The organism is Delftia acidovorans NBRC 14950, assembly GCF_001598795.1.
GTDB classification, from domain to species: domain Bacteria; phylum Pseudomonadota; class Gammaproteobacteria; order Burkholderiales; family Burkholderiaceae_C; genus Comamonas; species Comamonas acidovorans.
This window is the reverse complement of the sequence record NZ_BCZP01000014.1, coordinates 84,276-109,421: the sequence shown is the minus strand read 5'-3', so window position 1 is coordinate 109,421 and position 25,146 is coordinate 84,276. Positions and strand designations below refer to the sequence as shown.

Annotated in this window: 20 protein-coding genes and 1 other RNA gene; 12 read left to right on the top strand and 9 right to left on the bottom strand. The window is 68.0% G+C overall.

All coding sequences use genetic code 11. The features are described 5' to 3' along the window. Positions 1-18 precede the first annotated feature (18 nt). From dksA to dapF, 5 genes are all read right to left on the bottom strand, one after another. Positions 19-513 carry an RNA polymerase-binding protein DksA gene (gene dksA / locus DA1_RS18545; RefSeq protein ID WP_012203387.1) on the bottom strand — a complete coding sequence of 165 codons (495 nt, stop codon included), beginning with the start codon at positions 511-513 and terminating at the stop codon, positions 19-21. A gap of 531 nt (positions 514-1,044) precedes the next feature. Continuing rightward, positions 1,045-2,160, bottom strand: a complete 1,116-nt coding sequence (locus tag DA1_RS18540; RefSeq protein WP_013804115.1) for a CobW family GTP-binding protein — start codon at positions 2,158-2,160, stop codon at positions 1,045-1,047. A gap of 134 nt (positions 2,161-2,294) precedes the next feature. After that, the gene (locus DA1_RS18535; RefSeq protein ID WP_051940530.1) at positions 2,295-3,401 is read right to left on the bottom strand and encodes a tyrosine recombinase XerC; all 1,107 of its coding nucleotides are present in this window, start codon (positions 3,399-3,401) and stop codon (positions 2,295-2,297) included. Positions 3,402-3,415: 14 nt separating this feature from the next. Next, positions 3,416-4,129 (bottom strand): DUF484 family protein, encoded by a 714-nt coding sequence (locus DA1_RS18530; protein ID WP_012203384.1) that lies wholly within the window; start codon positions 4,127-4,129, stop codon positions 3,416-3,418. Continuing rightward, the gene (dapF, locus tag DA1_RS18525; RefSeq protein WP_013804117.1) at positions 4,126-4,986 is read right to left on the bottom strand and encodes a diaminopimelate epimerase; all 861 of its coding nucleotides are present in this window, start codon (positions 4,984-4,986) and stop codon (positions 4,126-4,128) included. Before dapF ends, DA1_RS18530 begins: the two co-directional genes overlap by 4 nt. A gap of 115 nt (positions 4,987-5,101) precedes the next feature. Here dapF and DA1_RS18520 point away from each other — a divergent pair, with 115 nt between their 5' ends. The 4 genes from DA1_RS18520 (at position 5,102) to DA1_RS18505 (ending at position 11,604) form a co-directional block, all read left to right on the top strand. Beyond that, on the top strand, positions 5,102-6,772 hold the full coding sequence (locus DA1_RS18520) for an MBL fold metallo-hydrolase (RefSeq protein WP_034390474.1): 1,671 nt from the start codon (positions 5,102-5,104) through the stop codon (positions 6,770-6,772). A gap of 53 nt (positions 6,773-6,825) precedes the next feature. After that, positions 6,826-7,569: a pseudouridine synthase gene (locus tag DA1_RS18515; RefSeq protein ID WP_034390472.1), complete on the top strand. Its 744-nt coding sequence runs from the start codon at positions 6,826-6,828 to the stop codon at positions 7,567-7,569. Positions 7,570-7,664: 95 nt separating this feature from the next. Continuing rightward, positions 7,665-8,975, top strand: coding sequence for a sigma-70 family RNA polymerase sigma factor (locus tag DA1_RS18510; RefSeq protein ID WP_034390469.1), 1,311 nt, complete (start codon positions 7,665-7,667; stop codon positions 8,973-8,975). 154 nt (positions 8,976-9,129) lie between these two features. Further along, the gene (locus tag DA1_RS18505) at positions 9,130-11,604 is read left to right on the top strand and encodes a TonB-dependent siderophore receptor (RefSeq protein WP_034390467.1); all 2,475 of its coding nucleotides are present in this window, start codon (positions 9,130-9,132) and stop codon (positions 11,602-11,604) included. A gap of 44 nt (positions 11,605-11,648) precedes the next feature. Here DA1_RS18505 and rnpB read toward each other — a convergent pair. Together rnpB and DA1_RS18495 are read right to left on the bottom strand one after the other, a co-directional pair. Next, positions 11,649-12,074, bottom strand: an RNA gene (rnpB, locus tag DA1_RS18500) — RNase P RNA component class A. A gap of 56 nt (positions 12,075-12,130) precedes the next feature. Continuing rightward, on the bottom strand, positions 12,131-12,925 hold the full coding sequence (locus DA1_RS18495; protein WP_013804121.1) for an AraC family transcriptional regulator: 795 nt from the start codon (positions 12,923-12,925) through the stop codon (positions 12,131-12,133). Between the two features lie 96 nt (positions 12,926-13,021). On the opposite strand from DA1_RS18495, the gene DA1_RS18490 reads away from it, so the two are divergent. The 4 genes from DA1_RS18490 to DA1_RS18475 all read left to right on the top strand — a co-directional run bounded on the left by DA1_RS18490 (position 13,022) and on the right by DA1_RS18475 (position 17,701). Next, a complete protein-coding gene (locus tag DA1_RS18490) occupies positions 13,022-13,921 on the top strand; it encodes a DMT family transporter (RefSeq protein WP_012203377.1) in 900 nt (299 codons plus the stop codon). Between the two features lie 274 nt (positions 13,922-14,195). After that, entirely contained in the window at positions 14,196-15,515 is a 1,320-nt protein-coding gene (locus DA1_RS18485; RefSeq protein ID WP_034390465.1) for an MFS transporter, read from the top strand. 87 nt (positions 15,516-15,602) lie between these two features. Continuing rightward, on the top strand, positions 15,603-16,280 hold the full coding sequence (locus tag DA1_RS18480; RefSeq protein WP_013804123.1) for a DUF2848 domain-containing protein: 678 nt from the start codon (positions 15,603-15,605) through the stop codon (positions 16,278-16,280). Between the two features lie 50 nt (positions 16,281-16,330). After that, complete coding sequence (locus DA1_RS18475; RefSeq protein ID WP_034390464.1) at positions 16,331-17,701, top strand: amidase; 1,371 nt, start codon at positions 16,331-16,333, stop codon at positions 17,699-17,701. A 20-nt stretch (positions 17,702-17,721) separates the two neighbouring features. Here DA1_RS18475 and DA1_RS18470 read toward each other — a convergent pair whose 3' ends face one another. Further along, positions 17,722-18,657, bottom strand: coding sequence for a LysR family transcriptional regulator (locus tag DA1_RS18470; protein ID WP_034390463.1), 936 nt, complete (start codon positions 18,655-18,657; stop codon positions 17,722-17,724). Positions 18,658-18,797: 140 nt separating this feature from the next. On the opposite strand from DA1_RS18470, the gene cysK reads away from it, so the two are divergent. Beyond that, entirely contained in the window at positions 18,798-19,715 is a 918-nt protein-coding gene (gene cysK / locus DA1_RS18465) for a cysteine synthase A (RefSeq protein ID WP_013804126.1), read from the top strand. A 313-nt stretch (positions 19,716-20,028) separates the two neighbouring features. Further along, on the top strand, positions 20,029-21,885 hold the full coding sequence (locus tag DA1_RS18460) for an ABC transporter ATP-binding protein (RefSeq protein ID WP_013804128.1): 1,857 nt from the start codon (positions 20,029-20,031) through the stop codon (positions 21,883-21,885). On the opposite strand, the gene DA1_RS18455 is transcribed toward DA1_RS18460, so the two are convergent. After that, on the bottom strand, positions 21,882-22,628 hold the full coding sequence (locus DA1_RS18455) for a GntR family transcriptional regulator (protein ID WP_034390462.1): 747 nt from the start codon (positions 22,626-22,628) through the stop codon (positions 21,882-21,884). The genes DA1_RS18460 and DA1_RS18455 overlap by 4 nt on opposite strands. A gap of 97 nt (positions 22,629-22,725) precedes the next feature. Here DA1_RS18455 and pcaB point away from each other — a divergent pair, with 97 nt between their 5' ends. Next, positions 22,726-24,108 (top strand): 3-carboxy-cis,cis-muconate cycloisomerase, encoded by a 1,383-nt coding sequence (pcaB, locus tag DA1_RS18450; RefSeq protein WP_034390459.1) that lies wholly within the window; start codon positions 22,726-22,728, stop codon positions 24,106-24,108. Positions 24,109-24,152: 44 nt separating this feature from the next. After that, a complete protein-coding gene (locus DA1_RS18445) occupies positions 24,153-25,145 on the top strand; it encodes a tripartite tricarboxylate transporter substrate-binding protein (RefSeq protein ID WP_012203368.1) in 993 nt (330 codons plus the stop codon). Position 25,146 lies beyond the last annotated feature (1 nt).

Genomic DNA, 25,146 nt, shown 5'->3' with positions numbered 1-25,146 from the left:
GCAGGCCGTTGCTGCAACTCAATCCCCATACATCTTCTGCTTGAGCTCACGGCGCTGCTGGGCTTCCAGCGACAGCGTGGCCGTGGGGCGGGCCAGCAGGCGGCCCACGCCGATGGGCTCGCCGGTCTCGTCGCAGTAGCCGTAGTCGCCTGCGTCGATGCGTGCAATGGATTGCTCGATCTTCTTGAGCAGCTTGCGTTCGCGGTCGCGCGTGCGCAGTTCCAGCGCATGCTCTTCCTCGATGGTGGCGCGGTCGGCCGGATCGGGAACCACCACGGTGTCCTCGCGCAGGTTTTCTGCCGTCTCACCCGCGTTGGTGTGCATGTCGTGCTTGAGAGTGAGCAGCTTGAGGCGGAAGAACGCCATCTGCTTCTCATTCATGTATTCGTCATCCGACATGGCCAGCACTTCGGCATCCGTCAGTTCTTCCACCGACTTGGTCTTCCAGGCATTGGCCAGCTTGGGGTCTCGTTTCGTCGATCCCGACGAAGGCGTTTGCGTAGTGGTAGGCATAGTGTTGGTTTCGCTAACTTAGTCCGCGCCGAGGGCTTCGGACGGGGCCATGGATGGTACTGTCAATCGGGGCGCCCGGGTCGAATGCCGTGTAGGACAGCCGATCGCCGCAGTTGCGGAACCTGCCGGCTTTCCCGTACGGCGGGGTGCGGCAATCCAGGCCGTGCGGCGGCCGTGCGTGCAAAGAGCCCTTTTGCGGTCAGCAAGGGACACCAGGTCGGCAACGCCGACCGCAGTGCGGACCGCGGCCTTCTGGCTTGCAGCCGGGGCCGGTGCGGCCACTGACGGCTTCTTGCTGGATTCGGCGCTCACTTGCTGTCTCCTCACGGTATGGGCGACCCCTGCGGGGCAGTCCATTGGGCTTGGGGGCTCTCTTCAGGGGCGCGATTGTATCGATGCTCTACAGGAGCGCAAGCCGTTGCACATACCCCACAGGAATGCAAAGGGGCCACCCACGCATGCGGGCGGCCCCTGTGTCATTCAGATGTCAGCAAGAAGCCATCCGATTGCCCACAAAGGTTCACAAAAAACTCAGACCAGGCACTGCTCCAGGCCCTGCAGGAAGATGTCCTGGGGCAGGTCGATGCCAATGAAGACCATCTTGCTCTGGCGCTTTTCGCCCTCGGCCCACTGCGGTCCCAGGTCGCTGCCCATGAGCTGGTGCACGCCCTGGAAAATGACCTTGCGCTCCGTGCCCTGCATGTTCAGCACGCCCTTGTAGCGCAGCATGCGCGGGCCGTAGATGTTGACGATGGCGCCCAGGAAGTCCTCCAGGCGGGCAGGGTCAAAGGCACGGTCGGCACGGTAGACGAAGCTCTTGACGTCGTCATCGTGGTGATGGTGGTGCGGATGCTTGCAGTGCTCGCCATGCTCGTGGTCATGGGCGTGGTCGTGCCCGCAGTTCTCGTCGTGCTCATGGCCATGGTCGTGGCCGCAGTGCTCGTCATGCTCATGCTTGTGGCCATGGTCATGTCCGTGGTCGTGGTCGTCTTCCTTGAGGAAGTCGGGATCGATGTCCAGCTTGGCATTGAGGTTGAAGCCGCGCAGGTCGAAGACTTCGTTCAGGGGCACTTCGCCGAAATGCACGGCGCGGATGGGCGCGCGCGGGTTCATGTGCTTGAGGCGGTGGATGAGCGCGTTCTTCTCGTCCTCGCTGACCAGGTCGGTCTTGGACAGGAACAGCTGGTCGGCAAAGCCGACCTGGCGGCGCGCCTCCTGGCGGTCGTCCAGCTGCTGGTTGGCGTGCTTGGCATCGACCAGGGTGAGGATGGAGTCGATCAGATAGGTCTCGGCGATCTCGTCGTCCATGAAGAAGGTCTGGGCGACGGGGCCGGGATCGGCAAGGCCCGTGGTCTCGATCACGATGCGGTCGAACTCCACCAGGCCCTTGCGGCGCTTGGCGGCCAGCAGCTGCAGGGTTTCGCGCAGGTCTTCGCGGATGGTGCAGCAGATGCAGCCGTTGCTCATCTGCAGGATCTGCTCCTTGGACTCCGTCCTGAGGATGTCGGTGTCGATGTTCTCTTCTCCGAACTCGTTCTCGATCACGGCGATCTTCATGCCGTGGGACTCGCTGAGCACGCGCTTGAGCAGCGTGGTCTTGCCCGAGCCCAGGAAGCCGGTGAGGATGGTGACGGGAATCAGTGCCATGGGATTGCTTTCAGAAAATTCAGCAAAGGGAAGCGGCAAGGCCCGTCCACCATGGACGGGCCTTGTCGAAAAGACGTTCCGAATAAGTTTAGCGAGCCTGTCAAGTGCTGTTTTGCCAGAGGGCTTGGCCTTTTTTATCGGAGGCTGCCCTTTTCATCGCTATCTCCATTGCCATCGCCACTGTCGCTGCCGCCCCCACTCTGGCGCCGCGCGCGCGGATGGGCGCTCTCGTAGGCCTGGGCCAGATGCTGGAAATCCAGGCGCGTGTAGATCTGCGTGGTCGAGATGCTGGCGTGGCCCAGCAATTCCTGCACGGCGCGCAGGTCCCCGCTGGACTGCAGCATGTGGCTGGCAAACGAATGCCGCAGCACATGGGGATGGACACCGGCCGTCAGCCCGGCCTGCTGGCCGCGCTGGCGCAGCCGGGCCCAGACCGACTGCGCGCCCAGGCGTTCGCCGCGCCGGCCGATGAAAAGTGCGGGTTCGTGATGCGCAGCCTGCGCGGCCGCGCCAGCCAGGCCCGTCTCCCGCAAGGCCAGCCAGCGCTGCAGCGCCTGCAGCGCGGCGGCGCCCACGGGCACGGTGCGCCGCTTGCCGCCCTTGCCCTGCACATGGGCATCGGCGGCCTGCAAATCTATCCAGCCACGGCCCTGGCGCTGCGTGTCCTGGCCGGGCGCCACGTCCAGGCCCACCAGCTCGCCCACGCGCAGGCCGCAGCTGTAGAGCAGTTCGGTGATGGCGGCGTCACGTGCCTCGATCCAGGGGTCGGCGTCGGCGTTGCTGAAGGCGGCCAGCTGCACGGCGTCATCCACGCCCAATGCCTTGGGCAGGGGTTTGGGGGCCTTGGGACCGCGCACGCCCTCGACGGGATTGAAGGGCACCAGCGATTGCTGGGCTGCCCAGCGGAAGAAGCTGCGCCAGCCAGACAGGATGAGCGCAATGCCGCGCGGGCTGCGGCCCCGGGAATGCATCTGGGCCACGAAGCGGCGGATGTGGGCGGGCTGCAGCGCCAGCAGCTCCTGGCCGGCGTCGCGGGCCATGGTGCAAAGCCGGGCCATGTCCAGCGCATAGAGTGCGCAGGTGCGGTCGGCCAGGCGCTTTTGCACGCGCACATGCTCCAGATAGGCATGGACGGCGGCGGGGAGCATCGCCAGGTTTTCTGCCGCCAGGTTCTCTGCCACCAGATCCTCTGCCGGAAGGTCGCCTTCCGGGAGCCCGTCCCTGTCCGATGCTCCCGGCATGGGCTTTCAGCCGGTCAGCCGCGCGCCAGGGTCAGCGGCACGGGCCGCATGCGCGACAGGGCAGCGCTGGCCAGCGCCGAGATGCGCGAGAGGAATTCCGTGCCCATGGTGGCCTCGAAGCGCAGCGGATCGGGAGACCCCAGCACCAGCATGCCGAAGGCATTGGCGGGGTTGATGCTGTCGCCGTCATGCAGCGTGAGCAGGGCCAGGGACTGGGCCGCATCGGGATCGACCAGCCAGCCGCCGGGCTCGAAGCCCATGTTGGGGCCGCAAAACGGCATGGTCAGCGACGCCGCGAAGGACTTGGCGTCCTCGCTGACGCCCATGGTGTAGATGCTGCTGGTCTGGGCGCCGGAGACGTTCCACAGGCGCAGGGCCACCTGGGGCACCTCGAAGACATGCTGCAGGCTGGCCGTGAGCGCGTGGGGCAGCTCGCGCAGGTCCTGGACCTTGGCCAGGGCGCAGCTCCAGGCATGCAGCTTGTCGCCGATGGAGGCGTTCTCGCTGCTGTGGCGCATCATGTCCATGATGCGGTGCTCCAGGCCCTTGATCTTCTCGCGCAGCATCTCGGCCTGGCGTTCCTGCAGGCTGACGGTACGCGGGCTGTGGCTGCTGACCAGCTGCACACGCGCGAGCATCTCGGCGTGGCGCTCGAAGAATTCCGGATGGTTCAGCAGGTAGTCGGCAATCGTCTCTTCGGTGACGGCGATATCGGTAGTGCTGTTCATGGCTGGTCGGGAACCTCGATCTGTCCTTCAAAAACAAACTCTGCGGGGCCGGTCATGCGCACTGCGCCGCCGTCCCACTCGATGGTCAGCCGGCCGCCGCGGGTGTGCACATCGACGCGCGCGTCGAGCAGCCCCCAGCGAATGCCGGCCACCACGGCCGCGCAGGCGCCCGTGCCGCAGGCCAGCGTCTCGCCGGCACCGCGCTCGTAAACACGCAGCCGGATCTGGCCGCGATCGACGATCTGCATGAATCCCGCATTGACGCGCTGGGGAAAGCGCGCATGGCGCTCGATCAGCGGGCCCCAGGTGGCCACGGGGGCATGGTCCACATCGTCCACCAGTTGCACCGCATGCGGGTTGCCCATGGAAACGGGGGCGATCCAGACCGTGGCCTCGTCGCCTAGCTGCAGGGGCCATTGCTGCGCCGCACCCAGCGGGCGGGGCACAAGGTCTGCACTATTGAAGGGCACCAGGGAGGGCTCCAGCACGGGCTGGCCCATGTCCACGGTGACGCGGCCATCGGCATGCAGCTCGGGAGCAATGAGGCCGGCCAGCGTCTGCACGCGGATGACGGACTTGCCGGTCAGGCCCTTGTCGTGCACATAGCGCGCAAAGCAGCGCGCGCCGTTGCCGCACTGCTCGACCTCTCCGCCGTCGGCGTTGTGGATCACATATTCGAAATCGATGCCTTCGGCGGGCGAGGGCCGCACCGTGAGGATCTGGTCGGCGCCCACGCCGAATTGGCGATGGGCCAGGAAGCGGTACTGGGCTGCGCTCAGGCCCAGCGGGCCGGCGGTTTCGTCGAGAACCACGAAATCGTTGCCAGCGCCCTGCATCTTGGTAAAGCGGATCTGCATCCGGCGATTATCCCCTGCACGGCAGCCTCATGGCGCAATCCGGGGCCATGCCCCGCAGCAGTACTTGCGTCTCTTGCGCAACAGCGGCGGGCGGGCCAATCCGCATAATGCCCCCATGACCCGCCCCAGCCAGCTCCTGCACCCCCAGCGCCAGCCCGTAGACACGCTCAAGGCCTCCACCGTCCTGCTGCTGCGCGACCGCGCCGATGGCCAGGGGCTGGAGGTGCTGATGACTCGGCGCTCGCCCAAGGCCAGCTTCGTGCCCAGCGCCTATGTCTTCCCGGGCGGCGGCATCGAGGCCCAGGACGCGGCCGAGGCCGCCCATGCCCGCGCCAGCACCCGCCCGGCCCAGGCCGGCGACGGACTGCGCATCACCCAGGCCATCGCCGGCCTGCGCGAGACCTTCGAGGAACTGGGCATTTTGCTGGCCCACGACGCCCAGGGCCGACCGGTATCTGCCGCCGAACTGGCCACGCTGGACCGCAAGGCGCCGCTGGTGCCCCAGTGCGAGGCACGCGGCCTGCGCCTGGCCGTGGATGCGCTGTGGTACCTGGCCCACTGGACGGCCGACCGCGACCAGCCCCGGCGCTTCGATGTGCCCTTCTTCGTGGCGCGCATGCCCGAAGACCAGGAACCCGACGCCGACGGGTCGGAACAGTTCGAGCCCATCTGGGTGCGCCCACAGGAAGCGCTGGAGCGCCACCGCGCGGGCAGCTTTCCCATGATCTTCCCCACCATCCGCACGCTGGACCGGCTCAGCCGCTTCACGGGCACCGAAGCCGTGTTCGCCGCCCTGCAAGGCGAGCAGCCGCTGTGGCAGTGCTGCCCGCGCACCGGCTTTCTCAATGGCAAGGAAGCCCGCCACATGGAGGACGAGGCCCCCTTCGGCGAGCTGGAAATGGTCTGCCCGGACGGCCAGATCCTGCACACGCTGGACTGGCAGAGCGAGCGCGCCGTGCCACTGCGCAAGAACCTGCTGCGCCTGACGGCACCCAACCCCGGCGTGATGACCGGCCCCGGCACCAACAGCTATCTGGTGGGCGATGCCGCCACGGGCTACGCCGCCATCGACCCCGGCCCGGCCGACGCCGCCCATGTGCAGCGCCTGTTCGATGCGGCGGGCGGCGACATACGCCACATCCTGTGCACGCATTCCCATGCCGACCACTCGCCGGGCGCCGCGCTGCTGCAGGCGCTGGCGGTGCAGGCCGGCAGGCCCAGGCCCGCCATTGGCGGCCTGCCCTCGGCGCCCACGGCCCGGCCGGCCAGCCGCTTCACGCCCGACTACGCACTGACCGACGGCCAGCGCATCGTGCTGCAGGATGCGCAAAGTGGCACCACCCACACCCTGCAGGCCGTGTTCACGCCCGGCCATGCGGCCAACCATGTGTGCTTTGTGCTGGAGGAAGACGCCCTGCTGTTCAGCGGCGACCACATCCTCAATGGCAGCACCACCATCATCGATCCGCCTGACGGCAACATGCGCGACTACATCGATTCGCTGGACAGGCTCGACGCGCTGTGCGCCGCGCACGATGCGCGCTTCATCCTGCCGGCCCATGGCTATGTGCTGGGCTTTGCGCGCCAGGCGATCGCCAAGCTCAAGGCCCACCGGCTGGCGCGCGAGGCCAAGGTGCTGGCCGCCATGCAAAAACAGCCCGACGGCAGCGTGCAGGACTGGGTGCGGCTGGCCTATGACGACGCCCCGCCGCAGCTGTGGCCGATTGCCGAGCGCTCGCTGCTGGCGCATGTGGAGCGCATCCGTGCGCTGTGCGGGCGGCAATGACCGGCAATGACCGACGACGCGCGCGGGGCCTGGTATCTGGTTAAGCTGCGCGCATGTCTGAATCTGAAAGCGTTCGCCTGGCCAAGCGCCTGGCCGAACAGGAACAATGCTCGCGCCGCGAGGCCGAACTGCATATCACCGCCGGCAACGTCCAGGTGGACGGCAAGGTCGTGCAACTGCCCGAGACGCGCGTGCGCCCCGAGCAGCAGGTCACGCTGCGCAGCGGCGCCCAGCCCGAGGCCGTGCCGCCCGTCACCCTGCTGATGAACAAGCCTGCGGGCTACACCCAGGGCCGGCCCTATGGCCGGGTGCGCAGCGCGCACTCCCTGCTGGGCGAAGCCAGCATGGCCAAGGTGGACACGCCCATGCCGCTGCTGGTGCTGGCCCAGCACTTCAAGAACCTCGAGTCCTTTTTGCCCCTGCCGCTGCCTGCCAGCGGCCTCATCGTCTACACCCAGGACAAGCGCGTGGCGCGCAAGCTGGGGGAGGAAGGCATGTGGCTGGAGCAGGAATGCATCGTCGGCGTCGAGGGCCAGATCCACGAGGACGGCCTGGAGCTGATGAAGGCCGGCCTGCCGATCGGCAAGCGCCAGCTGCCGCCCTGCCGCGTGAGCTGGCAGAACGAGAACCACCTGCGCTTTGCGCTCAAGGGCATCGCGCCCGACGAGATCGACGCCATGTGCACCGAAGTGGGCCTGCGCGTGGTCAGCCTGCGCCGCCTGCGCATTGGCCGCCTCTCTCTGGCCAAGGTGCCCGAAGGCCAGTGGCGCTACCTGATGCCCTGGGAGCGGTTCTAGGCCGGCATTGCCCGGTGCGCGGCGGGCAGCACATTCGGCAAATGAGAATCATTTCATAGAATGCGGGATTCCCGTGCTGCCTTCGGGCCTCCCGCATGCCTGCGCCCGCCTCTTCCTCTTCTTCCCTGCTGAGCACCTTCCAGGACAGCTACCACGAGCTGGTGCGCTTCGTGGCGCGCCGCGCCGGCCCGCAGGCCGCGCGTGACCTGGTGCATGACGCCTGGATACGCCTGGCCGAACGCCAGCGCGGCGAAAGCGATGCGCCCGCCGCGCCGGACAGTCCGCCAGGCGCCAGCCGCGCCTATCTCTACGCGGTGATGGAGAACATCGCCATCGACCACCTGCGCCATGGCCAGCGCACGGCCGAGCGCTTTGACACCAGCGCGAGGGAAGGCGAGCCGCCCTCCCCCCTCAGCCCCGATGTGGCCGACACCCATTCCTACCGCCAGGCCCTGGCCGGGGTCGAAGGCGCCCTGGCGCAGTTGCCCGCGCGCTGCCGCGACATCTTCCTGGCCGACCGGATCGAGGGCGCCTCGCATGCCGAGCTGGCCAAGCGCCACGGCGTCTCGGTCAAAACCGTGGAACGCGAGGTCATGCGCGCCATGGACAGCTTGGAAGCCTCGCTGCGCCGCTGGCGCGGAGACACCGCCGCACCCGCACCACGCACGGGCCGCCGCCGCGCCCTGTCCACCCTGCTGGGGATGGCGGGCCTGGGTGTCGGCAGCCCGGCGATGTGGCTGGCCTGGCGCCAGTGGATGCCGCAGTACCAGGTGCGACTGGCCACGGCCACCGGCCGCCTGCTGAACCAGCCCCTGCCCGACGGCAGCAGCTTGACGCTGGACGCCGCCAGCCGTGCCGAGGTGGACTTCTACGCCACGCGCCGCCAGGTGCGGCTGCTGGCCGGCAGCGCCTTCTTCGCCGTGGCGCGCGACACGGAACGGCCCTTCGTGGTCCAGGCGGCGGACGTACAGGTCACCGTGCTGGGCACGCGCTTCGAGGTGGCGCTGGAGGACGATGCGGTGCTGGTCGCCGTCGATGCGGGCCGCGTGCAGGTGCGCGACGGCAGCGGCGCCCGGCATGAACTGGGTGCAGGCCAGATGCTGCGCCTGGCGCCAGGCCAGACGGCCGCCGTGCAAACGGTTGCGGCTGTGGCCGCCTGGCGCGAAGGCTGGCTGGACTTCCAGAACACGCCGCTGGCCGAGGTAGCCCGGCGCCTGGAGCGCTACAGCCTGCAGCCACTGCGCGTGGAGCCCGACGCCGCCGCCCTGCCCGTGCTGGGGCGCGTGCGCATTGCGGCGGCCCAGGGCTGGCTGCGCATGCTCCCGCGCACCCTGCCGGTCAGCGTGCAGGAAGAGGAACAGGGCCCGGGAACCGGGCGCACCCTGGTCATCCGCCGCCGCAGCTGATGCGCTGATGCGCCCATGGCCCCGGAATGCACGGCGCATGCGCACCAGGCGTGAGGGAATGTCTGCGCCCGTTCGTATAGGCATGAGGACCCGGGAACGCGACGCATTCGCAGCCCGGGAATCGCCATTGCCCAGATCCGCCACGGGACCTTCCATGCCTTCATTCCCCTCCAAGCCTTCCCGCCTTGCCCGCCACCATGCCGTTGCCGCGGGCATCGCGCTGCTGGCCCTGCAGCTGTCTCCAGCCGCTCTGGCCCAGGCGGCACCGGCCACAGCCACGGCCGCCAGCACCGACTTCCACATTCCCGCCCAGCCGCTGGACCAGGCGCTGGCCCAACTGGCCCGCCAGGCTGGCCTGCAGCTGCTGGCCGCGCCTGAACTGGTACAGGGCCGCCGTGCGCCCGCCGTGGAAGGGCGCCTGAGCACCGCCGCCGCCGTGGCCCGGCTGCTGCGCGGCAGCGGGCTGGAAGGCCATGTGAGCCAGGGCACGCTGGTGGTGGAAAAGCCCGCCGGCACCGTGGCCCTGCCCGAAGTCACGGTCTCCGCCGTGGGCGAGACCACGACCACCGAGGGCTCGGGCTCCTACACCACGGGGCTGATGAGCACCTCGACCAAGCTGCCGCTGTCCATCCGCGAGACGCCCCAGTCCCTCACCGTGGTCACGCGCCAGAAGATGGACGACCAGGGCATGCTGTCCATCGACGACGTGGCCAACAGCGCCACCGGCATCACCATCAACCGCTGGAGCGACGACCGGGCGCGCTATTTCTCGCGCGGGTTCGTGATCGGCTCCTTCCTGCAGGACGGCGTGCCCGTCTCGTATGAAACCGACACCTCCACCTACGACACCATGGCCATGTACGACCACGTGGAAGTGGTGCGCGGCCCCACGGGGCTGATGACGGGCGTGGGCGACCCTTCGGGCACCATCAACTTCGTGCGCAAGCGCGCGCCGCGCACCACCCAGCGCTCGGTCACCCTGCGCGGCGGCAGCTGGAACCAGGCCGTGGGCGAGGTCGATGTGGGCGGCGCCCTCAACGAGGACGGCTCGGCGCGCGGGCGTATGGTGGCCTCGGCCCAGTCGCGCGACCACTTCATTGATGGCTATAGCAGCCGCCGCCAGCTGCTGTACGGCACCGCCGAGTTCGACCTGGGGCGCGACACCACGCTGAGCGTGGGCGGCTCCTATGTGAACGAAGACAACCCCGGCTCGCAATGGATGGGCGTGCCCATGGGCTTCGATGGCTCCTTCCTCGACATTGCGCGATCCAGGCGTTTCTCGCCCTCCTGGAGCAAATGGGACAAGAAGGAGGTCAGCCTGTTCGCCGACCTGGAGCACCGCTTCGACAACGGCTGGAAGGCCAGGCTGGCCGCGCGCGCCCTGCAGGCCAAGTCCGCGCTGGACGGCGCCTACCTGGTCTCGGGCGGCCTGGACGACCAGGGCCGCACGCGCTACGACGTGGCCGGCGGCCTGTACGACTACGACAAGCGCCAGCTCAGCCTCGATGCCTCGGCCCAGGGCCCCGTGCGCCTGTTCGGCCGCGAGCATGACCTGGCCTTCGGCGTCAGCCGCCGCACCATCCGCTGGAGCGACCAGGGCTACAGCTACCTGTCGCCCACGGGGGAATGGCTGATCGCCAATGGCGTCGATCCCTATACCTGGAACCCCGACTCGCTGGACCGCTCCGGCCTGCTGGCCGAAGACCTGTGGACGCGCCGCCAGAAGACCACGCTGACCTCGGCCTACGCCACGGGCCGCTTCCTGCTGGCCGAGCCACTGAACCTGATCGCCGGCGCGCGCCTGGACTGGTACGACTTCACCAACGTCCAGCGCCAGGGCAGCTGGAGCCGGGAGCGCGAATTCAGCGAGAAAGCCCATGCCACGCCCTATGCCGCGCTGACCTATGACATCAGCAAGACCTACTCAGCCTATGCCAGCTACACCAGCATCTTCCGGCCGCAGGATTTTCTGGATGTCTCGGGCAGCATGCTGGCGCCGGTGGAGGGCCGCAACTTCGAACTGGGCCTCAAGGGCAGCTACCTGGACGAGCGCGTGAACCTGGCCGTTGCCGTGTTCAACACCACGCAGGACAACCTGCCCCAGGCCATCGCGGACATCAACTCCTGCACGGTGAAGACCAATTGCTACCGCTCGGTGGGCAAGGTCAAGAGCAAGGGGCTGGACGTGGACATCAGCGGCGAGATCCTGCCGCGCCTGAACGCCGGCCTTGGCTATACCTTCACCCAGGCCAAGATCGCCAGCGACAGCACCGAAGGCGCCAAGGGCGCGCCCTATGCCAGCTACACGCCGCGCCACCAGCTCAAGCTGTCGGCCATGTACCACCTGGGCGGCGAGCTGGGCGCATGGCGCGTGGGCGGCGGCCTGCGCTACCAGAGCCGCACCACCTCCGAGTCGCTGACCAGCGCCGAAGGCTATGCAATCCGCCAGTCCGCCTATGCCGTGGCCGACCTGGTCATCGGCTATCGGGTGAACCGGCAGCTGGACCTGCAGATGAACATCAGCAACCTGTTCGACCGCCGCTACTTCGAGACCCTGGGCACGAACAACGGCGGCAACTATTTCGGCGTGCCGCGCAGGCTGCTGCTGACGGCCAAATACCAGTTCTGAACCGCCCATGAAAATGCCCCGCCAGTGGCGGGGCATGAAAGAAAGTGTGAAGCGCGCCGATAAGCCGGATTCTGTGCACGCGGTTGCCCGCATGTGACCGCCATTAATCTGGGCCGGGCGTCGCCGCCCGGCTCGGTGCTACCTACCCGCACACTCCGGGGGCCCCGTCAACGTGTGCCTACTTGGTATTGCTGCGCGTAGAGATTGCCCGTTTCACCTTGGACGGTTCCCGTCCAAGGTGGCTGTGGGTTCCATGCTTGCGCATGGACCGTATGGCTTGCGCCATCCGGTTCGGCTTTCGCCGACCCACAGAACACCCGGGGGGAATTGTTCCGTCCAAACTCGTCTCTGTTGCTCTGATCCTCACCTCACGGTGGACAGCCGTTAGCTGCTACGCTGCCCTGTGCAGTCCGGACGTTCCTCCAGTGCCGTGTTTCCACGATTGCACCAGCGGCGGTCTGGCGTGCTTCACGGGCGGCATTATCTCGCGGCTTGGGCCGGGCTGCAGGCAGATGGCGCAACAGCCTCACGGCGGCATGCAGAACTCGCGGCGGAATTGTTCGGGTGAGGTGCCGGCCTCGCGCTGGAACATGGCGATGAAGGCCGAGGGCGTGCTGTAGCCCAGGTCATAGGCGATCTGCTGCACGCTCAGGCCGGCCTCCAGCGCATCGATGGCCAGCAGGTAGCGCATGCGCTGGCGCCATTCGCCCAGGCCCATGCCCAGCTCGCGCTGGCAGTGGCGCGCCAGGGTGCGCTCGGTCATGTGCACGCTGGCGGCCCATTGGGCCAGGCTGCGGTGGTCCTCGGGCGCAGCGCGCATGCGGGTCAGCACTTCGACCAGGGCCGGGTGTTCGGCGGCCGGCAGATATCCAGGCTCCACGGGAACGGCCCGCAACTGGTCGTAGAGCACACGGGCCAGGCGCAGGTCAGCATCCGTGGCGGGAATGTGCACGTCGCGCACGGCAAAGTCGGCCAGGATGGCCTTGACGATGGCGCCGATGCGCATGGAGCACGGCTGCGCCGGCAGCTCCCTGCACAGCGCAGGCGCCAGGTAGACCGAGCGGTAGACCACGGCGTGCGCCACGTGGCAGCTGTGCACCACGCCGGGCGGCACCCAGACGCCGTACTGCGGCGGCGAGACCCAGCGCTGGCCTGCCGTGTCCATGCACATGCTGCCGTGGGGGGTGTAGTTCAGGTGTCCCCAGCTGTGGCTGTGCGGCGGCACCTCGGTGTCGGCGCCGAATTCGTCGTAGCGGAAGTAGTACTCGCCCGGCACATCCTCGACGTTCTGGATGTGCATGGGCTTGCTGGGACGGGGCATGGCGGATGGTCCGGGTTGCGCTATCGATTGTCCGAAACCAGGGATGCACTCCAAGTCGGACAGAAAGATCATAGGACCAGTCTTAGGAGTCTTCCAATGGGGTCTTACCTTTTCCCTTTGATCGCCGTGCTCATCTGGTCGGTCAATACCGTGGTCAGCAAGATGGCGGCCGACAGCATCGGCGCGGCCGAGATCGGTTTCTACCGCTGGCTGGTGGCGGCCGTGCTGTTCACGCCTTTCCTTTTGCCGTCCATCTGGCGCCAGCGCGCCGACATCCGGCCGCTGCTGCCGCGCCTCATCGTGCTGGGGATGCTGGGCATGGTGATCTACCAGAGCCTGGCCTATTACGCGGCCCATATGACATCGGCCACGCACATGGGCCTGATCGGCTCGCTCACGCCCATGATGGTGCTGGGCCTGTCCACCGCCATGCTGGGCCAGGCGCTGAGCCGGGGCGCCGTGCTGGGCTGCGTGCTGGCGATTGCGGGCGTGGCCCTGGTGGTGTCTTCGGGGCAGCCTGCCACCTTGCTCACCCAGGGCCTCAATGGCGGCGATGCGCTGATGTTCGTGGCCATGCTGGCTTATGCGGTCTACAACATCCTGCTCAAGCGCTGGCCCATGCCGCGCCTGGCCACGGTGCAACTGCTGTACCTGCAGATCCTGGTGGCCGTGATCGCGCAGTTGCCGCTGTTCCTGATGGCGCCGCGCACGGGGCTGAACGCGACCAACCTGCCGCTGGTGGGCTTTGCGGGCATCATGGCCTCCATCGCCGCGCCGCTGCTGTGGATGATGTCGGTGGCGCGCATCGGCCCGGGCCGCTCCAGCATGTTCTTCAACCTGGTACCCATCTTCACGGCCGTGATCGCCTTCATGGCATTGGGTGAGCCCCTGGCGGCCTACCACGCCGTGGGCGGCGTGCTGACCATTGGCGGCCTGCTGCTGGCCGAGCTGTGGAAGCAGCCTTTGCGCGCACCGCGTGCCGCCGCCACCGCCTGAAAAAATCAGGGTTTTCCCGAGCGCAAATGGTGCACGCATGCTGCATGCCGGTGCGGCGCCCGCACCAGCTCTGCCCATAAGAATTTGCATTCAGGCCTGCTCATAATTTCTTGTTGGACAGCCCTGTCCCGCCTTTCGATACTGCCGCCACAGGAACAGCTCCAGACGCCCGGCCGGTCTCACTGCAGACCCGCCAGCGCCTGAAGCCCCTAAGACACACGGGCCCCGCCCCGGTCCGTGTGCCCGCTGCACCGTCGAAGACAGGAGACACCCCATGAGCAGTCCGGCATCCGCCGCACATTCCCCCGCCCACGGCGCCGGCCAGGCATCGCCGCCCGACATGGACGCCACCTACCGCAAGATCGCCTGGCGCCTGATTCCCTTTCTGGTGCTGCTCTTCATCCTGGCGTGGATAGACCGCGTCAACGTCGGCTTCGCCAAGCTGCAGATGCTGGACGACCTGCAGTTCAGCGAGGCCATCTACGGCCTGGGTGCCGGCATCTTCTTCATCGGCTACTTTCTGTTCGAAGTGCCCAGCAACCTGCTGCTGGAGAAGATCGGCGCACGCAAGACGCTGGCGCGCATCACCATCCTGTGGGGCGCGGCCTCCATGGCCATGGCCTATGTGACCACGCCCACCATGTTCTACGTGCTGCGCTTCATCTTGGGCGTGGTGGAGGCCGGCTTCTTCCCCGGCGTGGTGCTGTACCTGACCTACTGGTTCCCGGCCCGCCACCGGGCGCGCGTCAACGGCCTGTTCATGACCTCGTTCGCCATTGCGGGCGCCGTGGGCGGCCCCATTGCGGGCGCCATCATGAATGGCATGCAGGGCGTGGGCCATCTGTCCAACTGGCAGTGGCTGTTCATCCTGGAAGGCATTCCTTCGGTGATCGCCGGCTTCTTCGTGCTGCTGTACCTGCCCGAGAAGCCCGCCAACGCCAAGTGGCTGAGCGCGTCCGAGCAGCGCGCCGTGACCGCCGCCGTGGAGGCAGAGAACCAGGGCGGCCACAAGCATGTGTCCTTCCTGGACGCCTGCCGCAACTACCGCGTGTGGCTGTGCGCTGCCGTGTACTTCTGCATCGTCAGCGGCAACGCCACCATTGCCTTCTGGTCGCCGTCCATCATCAAGGAGATCGGCATCCAGAACACGCTGCAGATCGGCCTGATCTCGGCCATTCCCTTCCTGGCCGGCACGCTGGCCATGGTCTGGAACGGCATGCATTCGGACAAGACCGGCGAGCGCCGCATGCACTGCGCCCTGTCCGCGCTGATCGCGGCGGCGGGCCTGATCCTGACGGGCCTGTTCCTGCACAACGCCGTGCTCGCCCTGTGCGCGCTGACGCTGGCCTCCATCGGCATCCTCGCGGCCTTTCCCGTGTTCTGGTCGATTCCTGCCGCCTTCCTGGCCGGCACGGCGGCGGCCGGCGGCATTGCGCTGATCAACTCCATCGGCAACCTGGCCGGCTTCGTGGCGCCCTACATGATCGGCGCGCTCAAGACCAGCACGGGGTCGCTGTCCTCAGGCCTGTACTTCGTGGCCGCGCTGGAATTCATGGCCGCCTTCCTGGTCGTGCTCTTCGTCAAGAAGCAGTGATGCCTGCGCGCCGCACCGCGCGCGCCACTGCCCCCTCCTCTTTCCCACCGGGGCCTGCGGCCCCGCCTTTTCCCTGGATCGCCTGCCATGCAACTGCAGTTCACCACCCCCGAGGGCCAGACCTTCGCCCCTGAATTCGACACCCTGATCGTCGCCGGCTGGGCCGGCCGCGACCGCGAGGCCATCGAGCACCACATCGAGGAGCTCGCCGCCATCGGCATCCCGCGCCCCAGCGCCGTGCCGCTGTACTACCGCATCTCCAGCAACCAGCTGAGCCAGCGCAGCGCGCTGCAGGTGCTGGGCCCGGACTCCTCGGGCGAGGTGGAGGTCTTCGTGTTCACGCACGAAGGCGAGATGTTCGTGAGCCTGGCCTCCGACCACACGGACCGCAAGCTCGAGGCCTACAGCGTGGCCTTTTCCAAGCAGGCCTGCGTCAAGCCCGTGGCCACCCAGGCCTGGCGCTTTGCCGACGTGGCCGGCCACTGGGATGAGCTGGTCGTGCGCTCGTGGATCGTGGAAGACGGCCGCGAGGTGCTCTATCAGGAAGGCACGCTGGCCAGCCTGCGCACGCCCCAGGACCTGATCGCAGGCTTCACGGGCGGCAAGGATCTGCTGCCCGCAGGCTGCGGCATGACCTGCGGCACGGTGGGCGCCATCGGCGGCATCCGCCCCTCGACGCAGTTCTCCATGGAGCTGTACGATCCCCGCAGCCAGCGTTCCATCCGCCACAGCTACCGCAGCGAACTGCTGGACGTCGTGGCCTGAGCCGCGACTCCGATCCGCCCACGCCCGCCTTCACCCACAGGACTTCCCACATGACCCAAGCCCTCCCCCTGCCCAGCCTGGAACTGGCATCACAGCGCCTGCATGGCGGCGAAACCACCTCGGTGCAGCTGACCGAGCAGGCCCTGGCCCGCACCATGTCGGGGGAAGGCCCCAAGGTGTTCACGCGCGTGTTCCAGGGCGCGGCCCTGGCCGAGGCCCGTGCCAGCGACGTGCTGCGTGCGGCCGGCCTGGCGCGCTCGCCCATCGAGGGCCTGCCGGTCTCGGTCAAGGACCTGTTCGACATCGCCGGCTTTCCCACGCTGGGCGGCTCGCGCCTGCTGGCCGATGCGCCGCCCGCGCAGCGCACGGCCGAGGTGGTGCAGCGCCTGCGCCAGGCCGGCGCCGTCATCGTGGGCACGACCAACATGACCGAGTTCGCCTACTCGGGCCTGGGCATCAACCCGCACTACGGCACGCCGCGCAATCCCTGGCAGCGTGACGAGGACGGCGGCCGCATCCCGGGCGGCTCGTCCTCGGGCGCGGCCATATCGGTCACCGACGGCATGGCCATGGCGGCCATCGGCTCGGACACGGGCGGCTCGGTGCGCATTCCTTCGGCGCTGTGCGGGCTCACGGGCTTCAAGCCCACGGCGCGCCGCGTGAGCATGGAGGGCGTGCTGCCGCTGTCGGCCAACCTGGACTCCATCGGCCCGCTGGCCCCCAGCGTGCGCTGCTGCGCCACGCTGGACGCCATCCTCAGCGGCGAGCCGCTGGGCGAGCTGCATGCCGCGCCGCTGCAGGGCCTGCGCCTGCTGGCTCCCACCAACGTGGTGCTGGACGGCATGGACGCCACCGTGGCCGCCGCCTGGGAGCGCGCCCTGTCCCTGCTGTCGCAGGCGGGCGCCCACATCACCCATGCCGTGGTCGCGCCCTTCGGCGAGCTGGCCGACATCAATTCCAAGGGCGGCTTCACGGCCGCCGAGGCCTGGGCCTGGCACCGCCACCACATCGCCACGCGCCTGTCCGAGTACGACCCGCGCGTGGGCACGCGCATCCTGCGCGGCAAGGACATCAGCGCGGCCGACTACATCGACCTGCTGGCACGCCGCAGGCAGTGGATTGCCGCCGTGAGCGCCCAGATGGCCGACCATGACCTGATCGTCATGCCCACCGTGCCCGTGGTCGCCCCGAAGATCGCCGACCTCACGCAGAGCGACGAAGCCTACTTCGGCGCCAACGGCCTGATCCTGCGCAACCCCACGCTGATCAACTTCCTCGACGGCTGCGCCATCTCCCTGCCCTGCCACCGCGCAGGCGAGGCGCCCGTGGGCCTGAGCCTGGCCGGCCTCGGCGGGCAGGACCGGCGACTGCTGTCCGTGGCCCTGGCCGTGGAGCAGCTGCTGGCTTCGGCGCAGGGCTGATCGACCAGGCGGCCTCGGGCCTAGCCGCCCAGGCCGCTGCCCGGCAGCCGCGCCACGGCCTGGCCGTGGTTCAGCGCAAAGGCGGCGGCGGTCTCCTCGGCCGCGCGCGCCACCACTTCGGTCAGCGGGTTCTGGTGGTCATTGCGAAAGCAGGCCACCAGCGGCAGCGAGGGGAACTCACGGTCCACGCGCAGCAGGCGCAGGCGCTGCTCGGCCAGCTCGCGCTGGATGATGGCCGGCGGCACGGCGGCCACGCCCAGGCCGTCGCAGACCACGCGGATCATGGTCGCCACCGAGGCGATGCAGTTCAGGTGCACCGAGGCGCTGCTTTCGGTGGAGAACAACTGCTCGATCACCGCATACGGCTCGGAGCCGCGCGCAAAGCACATGATGGGAAAGGCCGCCAGCTCGGCCAGGCTCAGGGTCTCGTCGCCAATGCCCAGCTTGGGGCTGCCTACCCAGGCCATGGGAAATTCACCCAGCGACAGATGGCCCACGCCGGCCGCCGTCACGGGCTTGGCCTGCAGCGACAGGTCCAGCTGGCCCTTCACCAATTGATCGGACATGTGCAGCGTGGTGTCGCAGGCGATCTCCACCTGCAGGCGCGGATAGCGCTGCTGCAGCAGCGCCAGAAAGTCGGGAAACCAGCTGTGCACGATGGACTCGATGGCGCCGATGCGGATCACGCCCGCATAGGCCTGCTTGTCCAGCATGTCTTCGCGCATCTCGCGCATGAGGCGCAGCATGCGCTCGGCATGGACCAGGGCCTTGGCGCCGTCGGCCGTCAGCGTGACCTCGCGCACGCCACGGTCGAACAGGCGCACGCCGAACTCCTGCTCCAGCGTGGCGATGCGGCTGGAGACGGCGGCCTGCGTGGTGTACAGCCGCTCGGCCGTCATGCGGAAATTGCGCAGCTCGGCCAGCAAGACAAAGGTTTCCAGGAACCGTAGATTCATGCGGCGATGTTAGCCGTCCAGGCCATATCGATATAGCCCATGCATAGAACAGCTGCGTGCACAATGAATGCCTGGTTTTCGCGCAGCGTCTGCGCGCCACCCCCGACTGTCCAACCACCACCCCAACTCGCGGAGGTCCGATGAGAGCTGACAACATCCTGCAAACGATTGGCAACACGCCCCATGTGCGCATCAACCGCCTGTTCGGCGCCGGTGCCAATGTGTGGATCAAGTCCGAGCGTGGCAACCCCGGCGGCTCCATCAAGGACCGCATCGCCCTGGCCATGGTCGAGGACGCCGAGAAGTCCGGCGCCCTGCAGCCCGGCGGCACCATCATCGAGCCCACCAGCGGCAACACTGGCGTGGGCCTGGCCCTGGTGGCCGCCGTCAAGGGCTACAAGCTGGTGCTGGTCATGCCCGAGAGCATGAGCATCGAGCGCCGCCGCCTGATGCTGGCCTACGGCGCCAGCTTCGACCTCACGCCCAAGGAAAAGGGCATGAAGGGCGCCATCGCCCGCGCCCAGGAACTGGCCAGCCAGACGCCCGGCGCCTGGATTCCCCAGCAGTTCGAGAACCCCGCCAACATCGACGTGCATGTGCGCACCACGGCCCAGGAAATCCTGGCCGACTTCCCCGAAGGCCTGGATGTGCTGATCACCGGCGTGGGCACGGGCGGCCACCTGACCGGCGTGGCCAAGGTGCTCAAGGCCAGGTTCCCCCAGCTCAAGGTCTTTGCCGTGGAGCCTGCCGCATCGCCCGTGATCTCGGGCGGCCAGCCCTCGCCCCACCCCATCCAGGGCATTGGCGCAGGCTTCGTGCCCAAGAACCTGGACACCAGCCTGCTGGACGGCGTGATCCAGGTCGAGGCCGAACCCGCGCGCGAGTACGCACGCCGCTCGGCCCGCGAGGAAGGCATCCTGGTCGGCATCTCCTCGGGCGCCACGCTGGCCGCCATTGCGCAAAAGCTGCCCGAGCTGCCCGCAGGCGCCAAGGTGCTGGGCTTCAACTACGACACGGGCGAGCGCTACCTGTCGGTGGAAGGCTTCCTGCCGGCCTGACCGGCGGCAAGCCCCGTCCGCTGCAGTGCACTGCACTGCGGCATGAAACACAAGGCCTCGCAAGAGGCCTTTTTTGTTGCCGCCAGCGGCATGCTGCATTCCCCATTCGCGCACAACGAAGCGGCACCGGACGCGGACAATCTTCCCCACGGCGCCGTGTTCCCCCTGCACTGAAATCCGGGCGCGAACCCACGCGTAGGACAGTTGTGTGGAGATTTCTTACAAAACATGTTGCGGCCCAAGGTCATGCTGAACGCGCATCGGGCAAACCCGACTCTGGCCTACGATGGCCTGACCAAGGAGTAAAAAAATCTTGTTCGGTTTCTTTGAAAAACGCGTTCCGCCCTATCCCAGCGTCGAGCCCACGGTCCCTCCCAAGGGCTTTTTTGCCTTCATCTGGGCCTGCACGCAAGGCATGCGCGGCTGGATCGCGCTGCTGACCTGCACCTCGGCGCTGCTGGCCGTCTACGAGGCGGCGCTGTTCGCCCTCATGGGCCATGTGGTGGACTGGTTGTCCACGGTGTCGCCGGCCGGTTTCTGGGCAGAGCAGCGCGGCACGGTGTGGGGCATTGCCGCCGTCCTGCTGTCCAGCGTGCTGTTGCTGGCCTTTCACACGGCGGTGATGCACCAGGTGCTGGCCATCAACTTCCCGATGCGGCTGCGCTGGGTGTTCCACCGGCTGATGCTGGGCCAGAGCATGTCGTTCTATGCGGACGAGTTCGCGGGCCGCATCACCACCAAGATCATGCAGACCGCGCTGTCGGTGCGCGAAGTGGTGTTCATGGTGGTCGATGTGCTGGTGGGCGTGAGCGTCTACATGATCGGCATCCTGATCCTGGCGGCCAGCTTCGAGTGGCGGCTGATGATTCCGTTTGCGCTGTGGCTGGCCGCCTACATCGGCGCCTGCTGCTACTTCGTTCCACGCCTGGGCAAGATCGGCAAGGAGCAGGCCGATGCACGCTCCATGATGACGGGCCGCGTGACCGATGCCTACACCAACATCGCCACCGTCAAGCTGTTCGCCCACACGCGCCGCGAGGCCGAATACGCGCGCAATGCCATGGAGGCCTTCAAGTCCACGGGCTATGCGCAGATGCGGCTGGTCAGCCAGTTCGAGATCGTCAACCACCTGATGATCACGATGCTGCTGGTGGGCTCGGCGGGCACGGCGCTGTACCTGTGGTCGGCCGGACAGGCCAGCGCAGGCGTGGTGGCGGCCATCATCGCCATGGCGCTGCGCCTGATGGGCTATTCGCACTGGGTGATGTGGCAGATGACGGGCCTGTTCGAGAACGTGGGCACCATCCAGGACGGCATCCTCACGCTGACCAAGCCGCGCACCATCGTGGATGCGCCCGACGCCAGGCCGCTGCAGGTCACGCACGGCGCCATCGCCTTCGAGGACCTGAGCTTTGCCTACAAGGACGGCGGCAAGCAGGTGATCGACCACCTGAACCTGCACATCCGCGCCGGCGAGCGCATCGGCCTGATCGGCCGCTCGGGCGCGGGCAAGTCCACGCTGGTGAACCTGCTGCTGCGCTTCCATGAAGCCCAGGGCGGGCGCATCACCATCGACGGCCAGGACATCCGCACCGTCACGCAAGACAGCCTGCGTGGCGCGGTGGGCATGGTCACGCAGGACACCTCGCTGCTGCACCGCTCCATGCGCGACAACATCCTCTACGGCCGCCCCGACGCGACCGAGCAGGAAATGCTGGCCGCCGCGCAGAAGGCCGAGGCCTCGGACTTCATCGCCACGCTGACCGACCTCAAGGGCCGTGGCGGCTATGACGCCCAGGTGGGCGAGCGCGGCGTCAAGCTGTCGGGCGGCCAGCGCCAGCGCGTGGCGATTGCGCGCGTCATGCTCAAGGACGCGCCCATCCTGCTGCTGGACGAAGCCACCAGCGCGCTGGACAGCGAGGTCGAGGCGGCCATCCAGCAAAGCCTGGACAGCCTCATGCACGGCAAGACCGTGATCGCCATCGCCCACCGCCTGTCGACCATCGCGGCCATGGACCGGCTCATCGTCATGGACCAGGGCCACATCGTCGAGCAGGGCACGCACCAGCAACTGCTGGAGCTGGGCGGCATCTACGCCAAGCTGTGGTCGCACCAGAGCGGCGGCTTCCTCGCAGAGCAGGGCTCGGAAGCTGCCAACGCCAACGGCTAGACGCTCGCCAGATCCCGGTCCAGCTGCGTGTGCAAGGTGTAGCGGCTGGCCGGGTGCAAGGTCACGCTGAGGTCCATCAACTCCCCATCGGTATCCAGATAGCGGCGCACGATCTTCAGCGCCGCTGACCCGGCCGGGGCCTGCAATTCCTCCGACAGCGCATCCGGAATGAGCGCTCCCACCACGGCCTGCCGCACCCGCGCGATGCGCAGGCCGTATTGCTGCTCCAGCAGGCTGCTGACCAGCAACTCGGGCGCGGCGCGCACGCGCTGGGCCAGTTCCTGCGTGTCAAAGCGCTGCGCATCCACATAGACCACGGTCCAGGCAATGGGCAGGTGCGGCGCGGCGCCGTCGCGGCGCAGGCTGCAGATGGCCAGCCAGCGGCTGCCGGCCGGGCAGTCCAGCTCGGCGGCCAGGTCCTGGTCCAGCACCACCTCCTCGATGCGCCGCACCTCGCGCACATGGGTGGCGCCGAACTGCACCAGGTCCTCCAGCGAGGTCAGCGCCTGGCGGTAGTGCGCATGGGGCTGCGCCGCCTCCACGCGCGTGCCCACCTTCTTGCGCCGCGATACCAGCCCTGACTGCTGCAGCTCGGCAATCGCCGCGCGCACGGTGTGGCGGCTCACGCCATAGCGGTCGCACAGCTCCAGCTCGGTGGGCAGCAGGGCGCCCACGGCGTATTCACCCGAGGCAATGCGCTCGGACAGGTCGCGCGCCACCTGGGCATAGCGTGTCTCAGCCATGGGCGCAGGCCCTCACCCCAGGCAAACCCGGATGTTCGTAATGTACGTACATAAATAAAAATATCGATATGTCCGAACTTAATTGCAATTGCGCACCATGACCCTTCCGTCCTTCACCTCCAGCACCGCCATCGACTCGCTGCTGTTCCGCGACGCCTTCGGCACCCCCGCCATGCGCGCCATCTTCGCCGACAGCGCGCTGGTGTCGCGCTACATCGAGGTCGAGGTCGCGCTGGCGCGCGCCCAGGGCCGCTGCGGCGTGATTCCGGCCGAGGCCGCACACGAGATCGCGCAGCGCTGCAGCCTCGAAGCGCTGGACTTCGAGCTGCTGCGCAAGGAAACCGACATTGTCGGCTACCCCATCCTGCCGCTGGTGCACCAGCTGGTGAAACAGTGCGGCGACGCAGGCCGCTACATCCACTGGGGCGCCACCACCCAGGACATCATGGACACGGCCACCGTGCTGCAGGTGCGCGATGCGCTGGACCTGGTCGATGCCGACATCGCCGCGCTGCGCACCATCCTGGCCGACCTGGCAGAACGCCACCGCGACACGCCCATGGCCGGCCGCACGCACCTGCAGCACGCCCTGCCCATCACCTTCGGCTACAAGGCCGCCATCTGGCTGGCCATGTTCGACCGCCATGCCCAGCGCCTGAAGGAACTGCGCCCGCGCGTGCTGGTGGGCCAGTTCGCGGGGGCGGCAGGCACGCTGGCCTCGCTGAGCGGCCGGGGCCTGGAAGTGCAGCAATTGCTCATGGAAGAACTGGGCCTGGGCGTGCCCGCCACCACCTGGCATGTGGCGCGCGACGGCTTGGCCGAAGCGGTGAATTTCCTGGCCCTGGTCACCGGCTCGCTGGGCAAGATCGCCTACGACGTGATGCTTCTGTCCTCCACCGAGTTCGGCGAGGTGTTCGAGCCCTTCGTCACCGGGCGCGGCGCCAGCAGCACCATGCCGCAAAAGCGCAACGCCATCTCCAGCGAGCTGATGCTGGCCGCCTCCAAGGCCGTGCGCCAGCATGCGGGCCTGATGCTGGACGCCATGGTCCAGGACCTGGAGCGCGCCACCGGCCCCTGGCACGCCGAATGGGTGGCCCTGCCCGAGAGCTTCGTGCTCTCGGCTGGCGCCCTGCACCAGGCGCGCTTCATGCTGGGCGGCCTCATCGTCGATCCCGAACGCATGGCCCGCAACCTGGACATGACCGACGGCCTGATCGTGGCCGAGGCCGTGATGATGGGCCTGGCCCCGCACACGGGCCGCCAGCAGGCGCACGACATCGTCTATGCCGCCTGCCGCAGCGTCAACGCCGAGGGCGGCACGCTGGCCGATGCGCTGGCCCGCCTGCCCGAAGTCACGGCCCATTTCGACCGCGCGGCGCTGCAGCGCCTCACCGACCCGCGCAACTACCTGGGCGAGGCCCCGCAGATGGTGGACCGCGCCCTTGCGCTGTCGCGCGCCCATACAGCCAGCGGCCGCTGACACCCCGGCCCAGGACAGAACACAGCACTACAGGAGACAACACCATGCCTTTCCATCTTCCCCGCCTGCCACGCCTGGCCCTTGCCCTGGCCGCCACCACCTTCGCCCTGGCCGCGCACGCCCAGGGCGGCTACCCCGCCAAGCCGCTGACCTGGATCGTGCCCTTCGCGGCCGGCGGCCCCACGGACGCCATGGCGCGCGACATCGCCCAGCGCACCAGCACCCAGCTGGGCCAGCAGATCATCATCGAGAACGTTCCGGGCGCGGGCGGCACCATCGGCGCGGCCAAGGCGGCGCGCTCGGCGCCCGACGGCTACAGCTTCCTGGTCGGCCACATGGGCTACATGGGCGCGGCGCCGTCGCTGTACAAGAAGCTGGCCTATGACCCGGTCAAGGACTTCGAGGCAGTGTTCCGCTTCCCCGACACGCCGCTGGTGCTGCTGGTGGGCAAGAACTCCCCCTACAAAACGGCCGAGGAGCTGGTGGCCTTCGGCAAGCAGAACCCGGGCCGGCTGAACTTCGGCAACGCGGGCGTGGGATCGACCTCGCACCTGGTGGCGGCGCTGTTCGCCAGCCGCGCGCAGATGGAGATCACCCAGGTGGCCTACAAGGGCGCGGCACCGGCCATGACCGATGTGATCTCGGGCCAGGTCGATGCCATGTTCGACCAGACCAACACCGCCCTGCCCCAGCTGGCCGGCGAGCGCATCCGCGCCATCGCCCTCACCTCGGACAAGCCCATGCCCCAGTTCCCGGGCGCGGCAGCGCTGGGCCAGAAGCTGCTGCCCGGCTTCGAGACCGCCACCTGGTACGGCATCTACGCGCCCAAGGGCACGCCGCGCGACGTGGTGCAAAAGGTCTACCAGGCCTATACCAAGGCCCTGGCCGACAAGGCCTGGACCGACAGGATGGCCGCCCAGGGCATACGCCTGCTGCCCGCAGATCAATACGCCCCCGAAGCCCTGGCCCGCCACACAGCCGCCGAGGTGGAGCGCTGGCGCAAGGTGGCGGCCGACGCGAAGATCTCGCTGGACTGAG

Coding starts and splice junctions, on each gene's coding strand:
- dksA (WP_012203387.1), bottom strand. CDS start 513: ATGCCTACCACTACGCAAACGCCTTCGTCGGGATCGACGAAACGAGAC.
- DA1_RS18540 (WP_013804115.1), bottom strand. CDS start 2,160: ATGGCACTGATTCCCGTCACCATCCTCACCGGCTTCCTGGGCTCGGGC.
- DA1_RS18535 (WP_051940530.1), bottom strand. CDS start 3,401: ATGCCGGGAGCATCGGACAGGGACGGGCTCCCGGAAGGCGACCTTCCG.
- DA1_RS18530 (WP_012203384.1), bottom strand. CDS start 4,129: ATGAACAGCACTACCGATATCGCCGTCACCGAAGAGACGATTGCCGAC.
- dapF (WP_013804117.1), bottom strand. CDS start 4,986: ATGCAGATCCGCTTTACCAAGATGCAGGGCGCTGGCAACGATTTCGTG.
- DA1_RS18520 (WP_034390474.1), top strand. CDS start 5,102: ATGACCCGCCCCAGCCAGCTCCTGCACCCCCAGCGCCAGCCCGTAGAC.
- DA1_RS18515 (WP_034390472.1), top strand. CDS start 6,826: ATGTCTGAATCTGAAAGCGTTCGCCTGGCCAAGCGCCTGGCCGAACAG.
- DA1_RS18510 (WP_034390469.1), top strand. CDS start 7,665: ATGCCTGCGCCCGCCTCTTCCTCTTCTTCCCTGCTGAGCACCTTCCAG.
- DA1_RS18505 (WP_034390467.1), top strand. CDS start 9,130: ATGCCTTCATTCCCCTCCAAGCCTTCCCGCCTTGCCCGCCACCATGCC.
- DA1_RS18495 (WP_013804121.1), bottom strand. CDS start 12,925: ATGCCCCGTCCCAGCAAGCCCATGCACATCCAGAACGTCGAGGATGTG.
- DA1_RS18490 (WP_012203377.1), top strand. CDS start 13,022: ATGGGGTCTTACCTTTTCCCTTTGATCGCCGTGCTCATCTGGTCGGTC.
- DA1_RS18485 (WP_034390465.1), top strand. CDS start 14,196: ATGAGCAGTCCGGCATCCGCCGCACATTCCCCCGCCCACGGCGCCGGC.
- DA1_RS18480 (WP_013804123.1), top strand. CDS start 15,603: ATGCAACTGCAGTTCACCACCCCCGAGGGCCAGACCTTCGCCCCTGAA.
- DA1_RS18475 (WP_034390464.1), top strand. CDS start 16,331: ATGACCCAAGCCCTCCCCCTGCCCAGCCTGGAACTGGCATCACAGCGC.
- DA1_RS18470 (WP_034390463.1), bottom strand. CDS start 18,657: ATGAATCTACGGTTCCTGGAAACCTTTGTCTTGCTGGCCGAGCTGCGC.
- cysK (WP_013804126.1), top strand. CDS start 18,798: ATGAGAGCTGACAACATCCTGCAAACGATTGGCAACACGCCCCATGTG.
- DA1_RS18455 (WP_034390462.1), bottom strand. CDS start 22,628: ATGGCTGAGACACGCTATGCCCAGGTGGCGCGCGACCTGTCCGAGCGC.
- pcaB (WP_034390459.1), top strand. CDS start 22,726: ATGACCCTTCCGTCCTTCACCTCCAGCACCGCCATCGACTCGCTGCTG.
- DA1_RS18445 (WP_012203368.1), top strand. CDS start 24,153: ATGCCTTTCCATCTTCCCCGCCTGCCACGCCTGGCCCTTGCCCTGGCC.